The organism is Bradyrhizobium sp. dw_411 (assembly GCF_018449695.1).
Taxonomy (GTDB): domain Bacteria; phylum Pseudomonadota; class Alphaproteobacteria; order Rhizobiales; family Xanthobacteraceae; genus Bradyrhizobium.
This window is the reverse complement of the sequence record NZ_JAAVUY010000003.1, coordinates 350356-364451: the sequence shown is the minus strand read 5'-3', so window position 1 is coordinate 364451 and position 14096 is coordinate 350356. Positions and strand designations below refer to the sequence as shown.

General features: G+C 58.3%; 14 protein-coding genes and 1 pseudogene. 6 read left to right on the top strand and 9 right to left on the bottom strand.

Features of this window, described 5'->3' with window-relative positions:
• Positions 1-48 precede the first annotated feature (48 nt).
• From HB676_RS06705 to HB676_RS06690, 4 genes are read right to left on the bottom strand one after another with little or no spacing between them, the layout of a single operon-like run.
• The gene (locus HB676_RS06705) at positions 49-756 is read right to left on the bottom strand and encodes an ABC transporter ATP-binding protein (RefSeq protein WP_213736915.1); all 708 of its coding nucleotides are present in this window, start codon (positions 754-756) and stop codon (positions 49-51) included.
• Complete coding sequence (locus HB676_RS06700; protein WP_213736914.1) at positions 749-1579, bottom strand: ABC transporter ATP-binding protein; 831 nt, start codon at positions 1577-1579, stop codon at positions 749-751. The genes HB676_RS06705 and HB676_RS06700 overlap by 8 nt, the downstream gene beginning before the upstream one ends.
• Positions 1522-2520, bottom strand: coding sequence for a branched-chain amino acid ABC transporter permease (locus HB676_RS06695; protein ID WP_213736913.1), 999 nt, complete (start codon positions 2518-2520; stop codon positions 1522-1524). The genes HB676_RS06700 and HB676_RS06695 overlap by 58 nt, the downstream gene beginning before the upstream one ends.
• Entirely contained in the window at positions 2513-3373 is an 861-nt protein-coding gene (locus HB676_RS06690; RefSeq protein ID WP_213736912.1) for a branched-chain amino acid ABC transporter permease, read from the bottom strand. The genes HB676_RS06695 and HB676_RS06690 overlap by 8 nt, the downstream gene beginning before the upstream one ends.
• A gap of 542 nt (positions 3374-3915) precedes the next feature.
• Between HB676_RS06690 and HB676_RS06685 the strand changes: the two genes are divergently transcribed.
• Complete coding sequence (locus tag HB676_RS06685; RefSeq protein WP_213736911.1) at positions 3916-4668, top strand: SDR family oxidoreductase; 753 nt, start codon at positions 3916-3918, stop codon at positions 4666-4668.
• Between the two features lie 54 nt (positions 4669-4722).
• Here HB676_RS06685 and pncA read toward each other — a convergent pair whose 3' ends face one another.
• Genes pncA through nadC form a run of 3 tightly spaced genes read right to left on the bottom strand, consistent with a single transcriptional unit; the run spans position 4723 to position 8282 of the window.
• Entirely contained in the window at positions 4723-5349 is a 627-nt protein-coding gene (gene pncA, locus HB676_RS06680; protein ID WP_213736910.1) for a bifunctional nicotinamidase/pyrazinamidase, read from the bottom strand.
• Positions 5350-5404: 55 nt separating this feature from the next.
• Positions 5405-7447, bottom strand: a complete 2043-nt coding sequence (gene phnN, locus HB676_RS06675; RefSeq protein WP_213736909.1) for a phosphonate metabolism protein/1,5-bisphosphokinase (PRPP-forming) PhnN — start codon at positions 7445-7447, stop codon at positions 5405-5407.
• Position 7448: 1 nt separating this feature from the next.
• Positions 7449-8282 carry a carboxylating nicotinate-nucleotide diphosphorylase gene (nadC, locus tag HB676_RS06670; protein ID WP_213736908.1) on the bottom strand — a complete coding sequence of 278 codons (834 nt, stop codon included), beginning with the start codon at positions 8280-8282 and terminating at the stop codon, positions 7449-7451.
• 296 nt (positions 8283-8578) lie between these two features.
• On the opposite strand from nadC, the gene HB676_RS06665 reads away from it, so the two are divergent.
• The 5 genes from HB676_RS06665 (at position 8579) to HB676_RS06645 (ending at position 12982) form a co-directional block, all read left to right on the top strand.
• The gene (locus HB676_RS06665) at positions 8579-9436 is read left to right on the top strand and encodes an FRG domain-containing protein (RefSeq protein ID WP_213736907.1); all 858 of its coding nucleotides are present in this window, start codon (positions 8579-8581) and stop codon (positions 9434-9436) included.
• Positions 9437-9712: 276 nt separating this feature from the next.
• Positions 9713-10645 carry an ABC transporter substrate-binding protein gene (locus tag HB676_RS06660; protein ID WP_213736906.1) on the top strand — a complete coding sequence of 311 codons (933 nt, stop codon included), beginning with the start codon at positions 9713-9715 and terminating at the stop codon, positions 10643-10645.
• A complete protein-coding gene (locus tag HB676_RS06655; protein WP_249780095.1) occupies positions 10642-11499 on the top strand; it encodes an ABC transporter ATP-binding protein in 858 nt (285 codons plus the stop codon). The genes HB676_RS06660 and HB676_RS06655 overlap by 4 nt, the downstream gene beginning before the upstream one ends.
• A gap of 29 nt (positions 11500-11528) precedes the next feature.
• Positions 11529-12245, top strand: coding sequence for an ABC transporter permease subunit (locus HB676_RS06650; RefSeq protein WP_213736905.1), 717 nt, complete (start codon positions 11529-11531; stop codon positions 12243-12245).
• Positions 12246-12250: 5 nt separating this feature from the next.
• Positions 12251-12982 (top strand): ABC transporter permease subunit, encoded by a 732-nt coding sequence (locus HB676_RS06645; RefSeq protein ID WP_213736904.1) that lies wholly within the window; start codon positions 12251-12253, stop codon positions 12980-12982.
• 13 nt (positions 12983-12995) lie between these two features.
• On the opposite strand, the gene HB676_RS06640 is transcribed toward HB676_RS06645, so the two are convergent.
• Both HB676_RS06640 and HB676_RS06635 read right to left on the bottom strand, forming a co-directional pair.
• Positions 12996-13451 carry a DoxX family protein gene (locus HB676_RS06640; protein ID WP_213736903.1) on the bottom strand — a complete coding sequence of 152 codons (456 nt, stop codon included), beginning with the start codon at positions 13449-13451 and terminating at the stop codon, positions 12996-12998.
• 225 nt (positions 13452-13676) lie between these two features.
• Positions 13677-13922 (bottom strand): annotated as a pseudogene (locus HB676_RS06635) (transposase); the annotation flags it as partial.
• Between the last annotated feature and the right edge of the window lie 174 nt (positions 13923-14096).

The following is a 14096-nucleotide window of genomic DNA, read 5'->3' as shown; positions in this document are numbered from 1 at the left end:
CTTGCCCGCCTGGAATTTTGGGTCGGCGGCGCCATTATGTTTTTCGGTTCAAGCAAGCCCCAGATAACTTTTCTGAATCGCTTCGCTTCTTGCCAGTTCCTCACTCGGCCCCGAATGCGAAATTCTGCCATTCTCGAGCACATAGACGAACCGCGCATGCTCGAGGACTTTCATTGCATTCTGCTCTGCGACCAGGATCGTGACACCCTCCGCGTTGATGTGGGTAAGGACGTCGAAGATGTCGTCGATAATGCGAGGCGCCAGCCCGAGCGATGGCTCGTCGAGGATGAGCAGCCGGGGCTCGGCCATCAGGGCTCGCCCGATCGCCAGCATTTGCTGCTCACCGCCGGACAGAACGCCAGCGCGTTGCGTCTTACGCTGGCTGAGGATGGGGAAATAATGCTCGACCCGCTTAAGATTGGCGCTGTAGACGCTCCGTGCACCCGATCGATACGAGCCTAGTTGCAGATTTTCCTCGATCGTGAGATCGGGAAACAGCATGCGGCCCTGGGGAACATGAATGAGTCCGAAATCGACAATGGCCTCGGCAGCCAAACCGTTCACGGACTTGCCGTCGAACAGTACCGCTCCTCCACTTACGCGCGTCAGACCCGAGATCGAGCGCAACAACGTCGTCTTGCCTGCGCCGTTGGAGCCGAGAACACCAACAAAGCCGCCGGCGTCGATGCGAACGCTGATGTCGAAAAGGACATCCGTACGCGCGTAACCGGCCGTCAAATGGCTGACCTCAAGCATGTTGAAGCGCGCTCCGACCAAGATAGGCTTCGATGACAGCGGGATCGCGCTGAATGTCCGCTGGGACGCCTTCAGCTATCTTCACGCCGTGGTCCAGAACGAAAATGATTTCCGACAACTCCATGATCACGCGCATGTTGTGTTCGACGATCAGCAGCGTGACACCGAGTTCGTCGGCGATCTGGCGGCAGGTGACAATAGCCTCCCGCGACTCGGTTTCGTTCATTCCCGAGACCGGCTCGTCAAGCATCAGCAGCCTCGGACTGCGGACAAGAGCACGGGCCAGATCGATCTTCTTCAAGAGCCCGAACGGAAGATCGACGGCATAGGTGTCACTCAGATGCAAGAGCCCGAACCGATCCAGCATGGCGCGGGCCTCATCAGCCGCTTCCCGTTCGGCGGTTCGTTTGCCGGGCGTGCCAAGGAGATCCTGGATAAAGTTCGATTTGCGATGGCCGAAGCTGCCGGTCATGACATTTTCCAGCACCGTCTGATCTCCGAAGATTTCGGCATGCTGAAATGTGCGGGCGAGGCCTGCGGCGGCAATGCGGTGAGCCGGAAGTCGCTGTATGGCGACGCCGTCGATTTCGGCGCGGCCAGACGACATCGGAACGAGACCGGAAATGGCGTTAATCAGGGTGGTCTTCCCGGCACCATTGGGGCCAATCAGGCCATGGATCCGCCCAGCATCGAGCTTCAGCGACACGCCGGATACGGCGCGAAGACCGCCGAAAGTCACACCGACATCCTGGAGTTCAAAGAAACTCATGGCACCGCTTTCACTGTCGTGCCCAATGCATCGACTGCCTTCGAACGCGGCCACAGACGTCCCGTGACTTTCGGCAAAAGACCTGCGAGCCCTTTTGGCATCGTGAGCAGACAAACCAGCAAGATCCCGCCAAAGACGAAATCGTTGTACTCCTTGAACGAGCGCAGTAGTTCCGGAAGGAAGGTAAGAAGAACGGCGCCCACGACGGAGCCCCCGACCGATCCGACCCCACCGACGACGATGTAAATGACGTGACGGACAGACGTTCCCAGACCGAATTCAAGCGGATCAATAAATCCGACGGCCGTCGAGTAGAGTCCGCCAGCCAATCCAGCGTAGAAAGCCGACAGAACGAAGGCCTGGATTTTCATCCGGGCTACCGGAATGCCGAGTGTCTGGGCAACCGCCTCGTTGTTACGGATGGCGTTGAAGGCGCGCCCGGTCGGCGAGCGCAACAAAGACACTGCGGTGAAGATCACCACTAACGTGATGGCGAGAACGACATAATAGAAAGCCAGATCGTTAGACAGCTTATATTGAAAGAGGTAGGGCCGTGGCGAACCGATACCGCGCACGCCACCGGTAATGTCAGGCAGTTGCTCGATCAGAACCTGCGTGAGCTCGAGGAACCCGAGCGTCACAACTGCGAGATAAAATCCGCGCAAGCGTAGCGCCGGAAAACCCAGAATAAAGCCACAAGCGGCGGCGAGAATCGCGCCGATCGGCAACGACAGCCAATAGACAATTCCCAGCTGCGTATAGAAGTAGGTCGTCGCATAAGCGCCGATCGCCATGAACGACGAATTGCACAACGAAATCTGGCCGGCGCTGCCGGTCAGGATATTCAAGCCGATTGCCGCAATCGCGTTGATGAGGGCAAGCATGCCGATGTAGTGAAAATAGGAGCCAAGCCACGGCTGCACGACGATCGCAATGACAAGCGTGGCAATGGAAATGACGCCGACCGGCCCGATGGTACGTAGTAATCTAAACACGTCGAGCCTCTGCACTGCCGAACAAACCGTTCGGGCGGACCAGCAACACAAGAATCAACAGCGCAAATGCCGTTACATCCTTGAACAGACCTCCGAAGAACGCGCCGCCAAACGTCTCGATGACACCCAGCATGAAAGCCGCGATCACGCATCCGACAAGGCTGTTGAAACCACCGAGAACAGCGGCAACGAAACCTTTCATCAGCACGTTACCCATTTCGGGCTCTATGCCGTGGATCGGAGCGATCAGGATACCCGCCAGCGCTGCAATCGCCGAGCTTAAGGCAAAGGTCGCCGAGAAGACGCGATTGACTCGTATCCCCATCAGCCGCGCGGCGGTCTGATTCTGGGCGACAGCCCGCATTGCCTTGCCAGCGAGGTTGTTGTTGAAGAACAGAGCGAGCATGCCCATGATCGCAAGAGCGCAGAAAGTGACCCATAAGTATTGGGCATTGATGCTGATATCCCCGAACCGCACCGACACATCGGCGAACGGGGACGGGATCGACGAGACACTCTCCTGCCAGGCGATCCTCAGCGCATCCTTGATCATCAGTCCGACGGCAAGCGTCGCGACGACCACGGTGAACTCGGGTGCCCGCATAAGTGGGCGAACGAGCAGCCGCTCGAAGACGATGCCGACAACCCCCGCTACGAGTATGGTCAGGATGAAAATGGCCCAATATGGGAGAGAAGTGGTAAGCGAGAGAAAGAGCGCCGTATACGCGCCTAGGGTCACGAGTTCGCCCTGCGCGAAATTGAGCACGCCGGTTCCCTTGAACGCGAGCATCAGACCGAGCCCAACGAGGGCATAAATGCTTCCCGTGGAAAGTCCGCTTGCCAGAAGCTGCACATAGACTCCTAAAGGCATGAAAGCCTCGATCGTTCATCTATGATGCTGTGAAAGCAGAATGGCCTACTGCCCGGTACCGCAGGCATGTGACGCGACATCAAAACTCCTCCCATCGGCCAACGCCGTCCAATTATGGATTGGCGTCAATGGACACGTTCCTACGCCCTGATGGTGCGGAGTGTCTCTTTTCTGGAGCCAGAATAGGAAGCCGCGCGGTATCTGCAAAGTGATAGTTTTTCATCAAAATGATCGACGCCATCGATCATCGGTTTGCGTCGGGATACCGGCACTTGAAAGCGTGAGCAGGTGCAGCAATTGCAGTGCGGGATGAGCAATCGGCTAAGGCGATAGCGTGTCTCGTTCGCGCTGACGAAACCATCAAAGACTATCGACGCCGTCGCTCATGGTCATGGAAAATTACCATTTTTTGCCGTGCTGCCCTGCGGATAAGGTTTTTTGGGAAACGCATACAAGAATTTGTCCCACCACGGGATCGAACAGGTCACGTGCGGACGTTCGGTATGACCAAAAGGATAAAAGAGATGGGCAGACTGAACGGCAAAGCTGTGATGATCACGGGCGCGGGCAAGGGCATCGGCAGAGAAGCAGCACTGCTTTTTGCCCGGGAAGGCGCAAGTGTCGCCATTGTCGATATCGACGCCGAAGCAGGCGACGCCACACGAAAGGCTATCGAAGCGCAGGGGGGAGAAGCTCTTTTCGTTCGAACCGACATCACTAAGCCGGAGGACGTTGAAGGGACCGTTGGCAAGATCGTCGCGAAATTCGGCAAGATCAATGTCCTCTACAACAATGCCGGCGGCTCCACTCCAAGGGACGGTACAGTCATCGACGCGTCAATCGACGAATTCTGGCGGGCGATCAATGTCGATCTGTTCGGTACCTGGTTAAATTGCCGTTTCGCTATTCCGGAAATCAAGAAGGCGGGTGGTGGCGTCGTTATCAACATGGTTTCAAACGTCGCGTTGATGGGGATTGCCAAAATGAGCGCCTATACTGCAGCCAAAGGCGGCATCGCGTCCCTCACCCGCGCCATGGCCGTTGATTTCGCACCTACCATCCGCGTGAACGCGATCGCGCCCTCCGTCACGCTGACAGATCGATTGCGCAAGCGTCTTGAGAACGACCCATCCGTACAAAAAATGGCGGCAGCCCACCTCGTCGGTCTGGCCGAACCGATCGATATCGCACAAGCAGCGCTATATCTGGCTTCCGACGAATCTCGAATGGTCACCGGTCAAATTCTGAGAGTGGACAGTGGTATTACAATCGTCTGACGGCCGGACTCACATCAGACAGCTTACGTTGCACAGCAGCGGCGGGGTGCCACACTAACAGAGATCATCGACGCGCTGCACGCCGGCTGCATTCATCTCCGCCCACGCGGCCTCGAGCGAACCCGCGAGATCGATGGCCCGGCACCCGGCCTCGATCAGGACGGTGGTGAAGCCGAGCCGGCGCGCGTCGATGGCCGAGTAACGGACGCAAAAGTCGGTCGCGAGGCCAACCAGGAAGATTTTCTCAAAACTGCGTTCGCGCAAATAACCGGCCAGCCCGGTGGGCGTGCGGCGATCGTTTTCATAGAACGCCGAATAGGAATCGATGGCCGGCCGGAAACCCTTGCGGATGACGAGTTCCGCCCGATCGGTTGCCAATTGCGGATGAAAACTTGCTCCCGATGTGCCTTGCACGCAATGATCGGGCCACAGGGTTTGCCGGCCATACGGCATGTCGATCGCTTCGAAAACATTGGAGCCCGGATGCGACGTGGCAAAGGAGCTATGGCCTGCCGGATGCCAATCCTGAGTCAGGACCACGTGATCAAAGCGTTGGGCAAGGCGATTGATGACCGGCACCACCGCATCGCCGTCAGTAACCGCTAACGCTCCGCCCGGACAGAAATCGTTCTGCACGTCGATGACCAGCAGTACATCATTGTTGGCGGGCTGAACGTGCATGTCTTAACCCGGACTGATGGGTCGCCGTGCGTGACGACCACGTTAAGGACCAGAGCTAGTCAATGACGTAACATTGACTGCTTCCAGCGAGCCGTGCGGCCTCTTCGAGATCGCCTTGCGCGCTGGCATGAATCACGAAAAGCGGCTCACCGCGCGCGACGGTGTCGCCGACAGTGCGCAGGATATCCACTCCGGCCGCCTTGTCGAGTGGCGCCCCGGCGCGGCGCGCAATTTCTGTTATCGCCCAGCCGTCAATCTCCGTGATTGCGCCTGCGCGGTCCGCATGAACGGTGTGCATCAGCCGTCCCGGCATGACCGGCGGTGATCGTCGGCCCTGTGCATCGATGATGCGGTCGAACGCACTGCGGGCGGCGCCCGAGCGCAGCAATTCCTCGGCGCGCGCTCGCCCGGCTTCGACGGATCCGATAGCGGGATCCCAGGCCAAAATGCGGCTGGCGAAAAACAGCGCTTTTTCGACCAGATCGGCTGGAGCTTCCGGATGGCTATCGAGAGCCCACATCACATCGCGCACTTCCAGCGCCGGGCCGATGCCGCGGCCGATTGGTTTGCTGCCGTCGGTGGCGAAAGCCTGCACGGTTAATCCGAGGCCGCAGCCGACACTCTCGAACAGCGCGGCGAGTTCGAGCGCATCCTCCTCGGTCTTGAGCTTGGCCCTTTTCCCGAACGGCAGATCGACAATGACGTGGGTTGAACCCGCGGTGAATTTCTTCGATAAAATCGAAGCCACGGACCAACGGTTGGAATCGATGCCCAGCGGACGCGTGATGGCATTCATCACATCGTCGACCACCGAGTGGTTAAGCCGGCCGTTCCAGGCGATACAAGCGCGCGCCTGTTCCAGGCAAACACGAAGCTCGGCCGGCCCCAGTTCGACATTCGCGAGCGTTTCCATCGCATCGGCGGTGCCGGCAGCCGAAGTGATCGCACGCGAGGACGTCTTCGGCATCAGAAAGCCGCCATGGGCGGCGACGATGGGAACGACGATCAGCGTGATGCGACTGCCGGGAATGCCGCCCATCGAGTGTTTGTCGACGACGATTTTATCCGGCCATGCAATTCGCGGGGCAAACCGCGTACGCACACGGGCCAGCGCAACGACTTCATCATCGCTCAGATTCTGGGTTGCCGCGACAAGGAAGGCAGCCACTTCGCCCTCAGGATAGCGGGATTCAACGATGTCACGAATGAGCGTATGGTATTGCTCCTCAGACAGTGCGCCGCCCTGAATCTTGTGCGTCAGCGCCGCGCGGCTTTCAGGCGACGGCGTGCGCCGAATGGTTACTTCAGAGCCTTCCGGAGCACCCAACTCGGTAAAGGCTTCACTGGACAATCCAATGCCACCCGGACCCAACACGTCCGGCAGATCGATAATCTGGACGCGGGTCCGGATGCTCGCGGCCCCGGCACTGATCTCAAGTTTGGCGGAACCCAGATAATCAAATGCACTGACGATATTGCTATTGGCCGGCAAGTAAGCGCAATGATCCCGGCCGCCAAAAATCGGTATCCGCCGCAACTGCATGGTTTTCCCTGAGGATTCCAGGGCCGCCAAAAAACGCTCGACTCCGGCTGCAATGGTTGCGTCGTTGCGGACGGTCACGGTCTTCACGGTAGATGGCCATTGCGCGACATTTCGGGCAACGCGCTTGTCAATTGCGGCGCCCGTCTCCCGGCCACGCCCGGCGATGCGCGCGGTAAGAAGCTCGGGAGGCGCCACCACCTCAACGACGATGAGGCGCGGCACACGCGTCACCAATTCGGCGATCACGGCACGCGATCCGTTGGCTATGACATTCTGTCCGCTCTCAAGCGCGGCCATCAAACTGGCAGGTATTCCATAGCGCAGGCCATGCGCATTCCAGGAGATCAGAAAGCCTCCAAGAGCGATACGACGGGCGAACTCTTCCTCTGTCGTAGCTTCGTGGTCTTCGCCGGCAGAACCAGCGGGACGCGTAATCACTCGCCGGGCAAATACGTACCGGCCGGTTGAACCTAAAACAGCTTTTGCACCATCGATGAGTGAATCTTTTCCGCTACCGCTCGGCCCGACAACAAAAAAGAGCGTGCCGTGGCGCAACTCACGCCTCGTCCAGGCCGATATCGACCGCGGGCGCCGCCTGCGTGATCTTGCTGGTCGAGATGTAATCGACGCCGGTTTCGGCGATCGGGCGAATGGTATCGAACCTTATTCCACCTGACGCTTCGACCTTCGCCCTGCCCGCGATGATGCGCACCGCTTCGGTCATGTCAGCAACCGACATATTGTCGAGCATGATGACATCGACGGAAGCTTTCACGGCCTGCTGGACCTGATCCAGACTATCGCATTCGACTTCGAGCTTCGTCAGCACCGGCAATTTCTTGCGGGCGCGCTCTACTGCCGCCGCGATGCTGCCGCAGACCGCGATGTGATTGTCCTTGATCATCACGCCATTGTCGAGACCGAGGCGATGATTGAGGCCCCCGCCGCTGGTGACGGCATGCTTTTCCAACATTCGCAAACCCGGCGTCGTCTTGCGCGTATCGATCAGACGGGCCTTGGTGCCGGCAATCTTCTCGACATAGCGAGCTGTCTCGTTGGCAATGCCGGACATCCGCTGCGCAATGTTCAGGGCTGTGCGCTCCGCCGTCAACACGCTGCGTGCGGGCCCCTTGACCTTGAGCAGGATGGTACCCTTCTCGACCTTGTCGCCGTCTTTCGCGTTCAGCACGACATCGAGTGTGGGATCATAACGTTTGAAGACTCGCGCCGCGACCTCGCTGCCAGAAACGATCATGGACTCACGGGCGTTCATCACGAAGTTGCCGACCTCATCGGGCTCGATCATGACCTGAACGGTCAGATCGCAGTACCCGATGTCCTCCGTCAGCCAGAGGTCGATAAGACGATCAACGGCAAAGGTATCGTACATCGAGACCGTCTCCCAAATGTTGCGCCCGATCGCAGATTTACTGCGCTGTCGCCATGTGCGGAAATCCGTTAGTACACTAATGATATAAGATATGCCGCTTCTGTCAATATGGCTGACGCCAACCACAACGGATCACGCGCGCGTCTACGCAGAACCGTCGCGGTTTTCGAATATTTTCCGAATTGTAAGCAGCACAGTTTGAAACACATTACAGTTCGTCCGGCGGGCTTTGCGGCGCCGTGTTTAAGACGCTATCTAGCTCTAGACGCACATCTATTAACGCGCGAGGCATCCCTGTGTACGAGATCGTCGAGATTACCAGTTGGGAGCAACTCCAGGCGGAAGTCTTCGGAGGCTCCTGGGATCCAAGTCTTCGACGGCACCGCTCAAAGGCCCTTTTCCGCGGCGTCGGCCAGGCTCATTTCGATACGCGCACCTCGCTGGCGCGGCTCGGCGGACAATATTGGGAACTCGAATATCATGTCCTCCGGGCATTCCGGAAATATGCAACCCGCGAGCAGGTCCCGTTTGATGACGATTGGAACTGGATCGCGCTCGGACAGCATCACGGGCTTCCGACCCGCCTCCTGGACTGGACTTATTCGCCCTATGTCGCCATGCACTTCGCAACGGCAGAACTTGCGCATTACGACAGCGATGGCGCAATCATCATCGTCGACTATCACGAAGCGGCGCAAACGCTTCCCGATCGCCTCAAGTCGATTCTTTCCGAGGCGGGTTCGCACGTATTCACGGCTGAAATGCTGCGGCAGTATGCTTCGACGTTGAAGGAGTTCGACAAGCTCAACGGAACCGATCCGTTCGTGCTGTTCTTTGAACCACCGTCCCTCGACGAGCGCATTACCAACCAGTTTGCGGTTTTCTCGGTCATGTCCAACGCCAGACTCTCGTTTGACTCCTGGCTCGCCGATGTGCCGGCCATCGGCCGCAAGCTGATTTTGAAAGCCGACCTGAAGTGGGAGGTACGTGACAAGCTCGATCAGGCGAACATGACCGAACGCGTCCTGTTCCCGGGGCTCGACGGCTTGAGCCGTTGGCTCGGCCGCCATTACGTCAACCCGGACAATGTTCATCTGCGGGCACATGACGATGGATGGAGCGCCCAACAGGAAATTCCCCCGATCCAGGATTAGGTTAGACGTCTCGCTCCACAAGCCGGACCTGCGCAAATAGCGGTCAACGTCGCCCCGAAAAGCAGCATTTGAAAACAGCGTGTCGCAGGCGCGTGTCCCGGATTCGTCTTGACAAGAACTACCGGCGTTGAAACTATCATTCGTATACTAACAAACTGCTCCTCTTGACCCGACCATAGGCAACAGCAATCGTTATCGCGCGAAAGCAAAGGGGCTCGGATGATAGTTCCGCTTAGGTTGAAGTGCTTCTGCCGCGCAGCGGTTGTCGCCGCAGCGATGCTCTTATCTGTTCACACGCCGGTGCGAGCCGAGGAGATTTCAGTCACGCAATGGGGAGCAAGCCTGTATGGCGCGCCCTATGCTGTGGCGATGGAAAAAGGACTCTTCAAGCAGGCGGGCATCGACATCACCGGAATTCTTGGTTCGGGCGGTGGCGGTACGACGGTGCGCAACATTCTCGCCAGTCCCACACCTTACGGGGAAGTCGCGATCGGCGCAGCTCTGGCGGCCCAGGCGCAGGGACTTGATCTTGTTTTCGTGAACGTCGGAACCCATAGCGTCGCCGAAGCCTCGATGGTCACGATGCCGAATTCCAACATCAAGAGCGTTGAGGATTTGGTGGGCAAGAAGATCGCCGTCACCTCACCCCGCTCTGTTTCCGAGATGTTGTTTCTGCTGGTCCTGCGCGAGAAAGGTTTGGACGCAAGCAAGATTACCCGCGTAGCGGCGGGCGGTTACATGCCTGGTCTCACGATGCTTGAAAATGGCGGGGTGGCGGCTGCGGTGCTGATCGAGCCGCTTTCGATCATCCGCAAAGCCAAATATCGCACCGTCTACAACGCCGGCGAGGTCCTCAAGCCGATGACGACTTCAGTTGGCATTACGACCCGGGAGTTCGCCAGGGAACATCCCGACAAGCTCCGCGCCATCATTGCCGGGCGGCGGGCTGGCGTGCAAGCCATCTACAAAGACCCGGCGGAAGCCGGCCGCATTCTGGAGAAGTCGTATAATCTGCAACCCGATATTGCGGCCGAAGCTGTGAACAATATGATCGCTCCGCATATGTGGAGCGAAGGAGGATTCAACCAGGTTGAACTCGACCGCATGGTAGACGCTCTCAAGCTGACGGGCGAAATCAAGGCAGATGTGAACTGGTCGAAGTTGATCGACAAATCCTTTCTGCCGGCAGATTTGCAGGGCAAGCAATGAGCGCAGCAGCATCCGAGATCACGGTAAAAAGTGATGCTGTAAAGCAGATGCCTGTCGAGCAACCACACGTCGCGCTTCGCGGAATCACCTGCGTCTTTCACTCGCGAGGTCGCAGCCTGCACGCGCTTGGCCCGGTCGATCTTTCCCTGACCAAAGGCGAATTCTTTTCCGTCGTCGGTCCCTCCGGTTGCGGCAAGTCCACCCTGCTCGACATTCTGGCGGGCCTCAATCCTCCGCAAACGGGAACGGCCCAGTTCGAGGGCAAGCCAATCCAGGGCGTGCCTGACGGCGTGGGCGTTGTCTTTCAGGAAGACGCTTCCTTTCCCTGGCTCAACGTTCACGACAACGTGGCATTCGGTCTGCGCCGCGCCGGCGTCGATCCAGCCGAGATCAAGCGACGGGTCGACTACGCCATCGGATTCATGGGATTGAAGGATTTCGCTGCGGCCTATCCTGCCCAACTATCGGGCGGTATGCGCCAGCGTGTTTGCATCGCGCGCACACTGGTGTTGCAACCCCGCCTGATCATGCTGGATGAGCCTTTCGGCGCGCTGGATCAGCAGACCAGGCTGATCATGGGCGACGAGTTGCTTCGTCTCTGGCGGGAGACGTCCGCTACCATCCTGTTGATCACGCATGCGCTGGATGAGGCTGCAATGCTTTCCGATCGGGTTGGCGTGATGTCGACCCGGCCTGGAACATTCATCGATATCGTCGAGACCGGCTGGGACAGAAATCGCGATAGCCGCGTGGTATCCACGCCGCATTTCGGCGACATCACTGCAAGACTCTGGGAGAAGCTTCGCGTCGAGGCCCTGAAGATGATGTCCACCAGCGAGACGCGTTCATCGTGAGAACGGAGGCTGTACTCAGGTTTGGCATCGTGGCGCTCCTCGTCGCCACCGTCGAGATTCTGTGCCGGCTTCATGTCATTCCGGTCGGTGTCATGATCGCACCGTCGCAAATGGCGGTGGAATTGACCAAGATACTCGTCTCCGGCGAGTTTTCGGCTGACATCATCTCAAGCATCGTCAACGTGCTGACCTCAACCGTGTTGTCGGTGACACTGGGGTTCGTCGCCGGGTTGATCATCTATTCCGCACCAGGCCTCAGAGCTGCGCTGGAACCCCTGCTCGCCAGCTATTATGCCGTGCCGACTTTCATTTTTTACCCGGTCTTCATCAGTCTTTTCGGCGTCGGTTCGGGTGCGATCATCGCCATCGCCGTGCTGCTTGCTGTCGTATCGATGATCACGGCGACACTGAACGGCCTCGACCGCATTCCCCGCGTGCTGCGCAAGACCGGACGGATCTATCGCATGTCCCGCATCAAAACCGCTGTCATGATCGAACTGCCCTCGGCAGCGCCCTCTCTGTTCACGGGAATCAAGCTTTCCGTCGCGTATTCCTTTATCGGCGTGATCGCCTCGGAATTCATTCTCTCAGGATCCGGCGTCGGTTATGCCATCGCTTACGCATACAACAATTTCGAGACCCCTCGCATGTATGCACTGATGCTGCTGATCATCCTGCTGGTTACAGGAGTGAACACATTGCTTAACGGCGTCGACAGGCGACTGCAGTCGCAGCGGCGGCGGTGAGATACATGCGCAGATTTGGCGGAACCGCTATCGTCATCCTGGCCTGCATTGCCATCTGGCAATTGCTTTATCTTTACGTCGGAGACTCAGCGCTCGCCTCGCCTCTGCAAACCGTCGAAAAGCTTTCGGTCCTGTTGCGAACCGGCGATTTCTGGATCCATGTCAGCGAAACAGGCCGCGCCTTTGTTTTGGCGCTGCTGATTGCCGTTCTCGGCGGGATTGCTCTTGGCGTAATTCTCGGCCTCGGCCGGCTGGCAGGCGACGTCGCGGAACCGATTCTCGTCACACTCTACTCAATCCCCAAAATCGTTCTTTATCCCCTGGTCCTGCTCTGCTTCGGCCTTGGCATGTCCGCCAAGGTGGCCTTTGGCGTCATGCATGGCCTTATTCCCATTACGCTGTTTTCGATGAATGCGATCCGGCAGATGAAACCGGTCTATCGACGCACCTCGCAGGTCCTGCGACTGACCACCTTGCAGACGGCCCTGACGGTCATCGTCCCGGCGATCCTGCCGGAGATCATTTCGGGCGTGCGGCTCGGCTTCTCGCTTACATTGCTTGGCGTATTGATCGGCGAAATGTTCGCTTCGCAGCGCGGGCTCGGTTTTCTGCTGACCAGTGCCATCAATCTTGGCCAGATCGATACGATCATGGCGATCGCCCTGCTCCTGACCGTTTTCGCGATTGCTTGCAACACCCTGATGATGATGTTCGATCGTCACCTGGCGCATCGCTAGAGCCGCGACAGCGCTAAAAATATCTCGCCAGGAGGGCGTCCAGGCTGAAAGGCCCGGGTCCGGCCAGTATGACGGACAACAGCAATAAAGCGTAGAGCACCTCGGGCAAATAAAGGATGTCATCAAGCCAGTCTGACTTGTCTATGGGCCGCCAATCGGCGATGCGCTTGATGCCGTCGGTCAGCGTTGCGCCGATTGAAATGATCAGCAGCCCGAGAGCTGCGGGCACGGAAAGCAGGCCCATCGCGACCGCCAATCCGCCCGAAAACTCCGCCGCGGGTAAAAACCACTGAAGAACGTTGACGTGTCGCAGGCCCACACTTTGCAACGTCAGGACCAGCGCGGCGCGGCGCTCGGCGTTAAATAGCTTATGGTAACCGGACAGCAGGAAAAAAAGGCCGGCGGCAACACGGCTGATGGCGAGTGCCGTGTCCGGCGAACCTAGACCTTCGAAAAAATACCTGATCATGCGAACCTCCAGTGCTCAGCCTGACCGGGATATCGACGCACGGTACGAAACGGCCGGTAGCCGTGAAATTGGACAGGTAAGCCACTTAGGCTCCAGGCTGCAGGTCTTCCGCGCGCGCTGCCATCCAACCTTGGGAAATTCTGGTCACACCAACGTATGAGCGGCTCGTGTGTTGAAGCTTGTTCGAGACGCGCGACGAGCGCATTCATTACGCCGTTAGTTCCAGTCTGTCAGATGCCGTTCCGAGCGAACTCCATAGAACACCTGCAGCAACATCGCCCGAAGCAACTTCTCCGGTGCGATCGAAAGGCGACCGAAGTCCGTATAGAGCTTGCTGAACGCCCCAGACAGGTCGCCGAGCACCGTATTCGACAAGCCCCGGATCACCCGTAGCGGATGGTCGGCACGAACCCGAGCCTCCAGGTCAACATAGCTGAACAGCGAGCCCGACCGTTCGTCACTTCCCCGCATCGCGATCCCCTATCCAAATCCATATCAAAGGGAACGGGATTTGCGGGACCTGCTTATTGCGCTACCGCAAGTTCAGGCTTGATCGTTGCAGGCAGGCTGACCTCGATCGCTAACGCAAGACCATGATGCGGCTGTGGGCCAAGCGCGACGAGCAGCTCATTGGAGTGCTCGAGT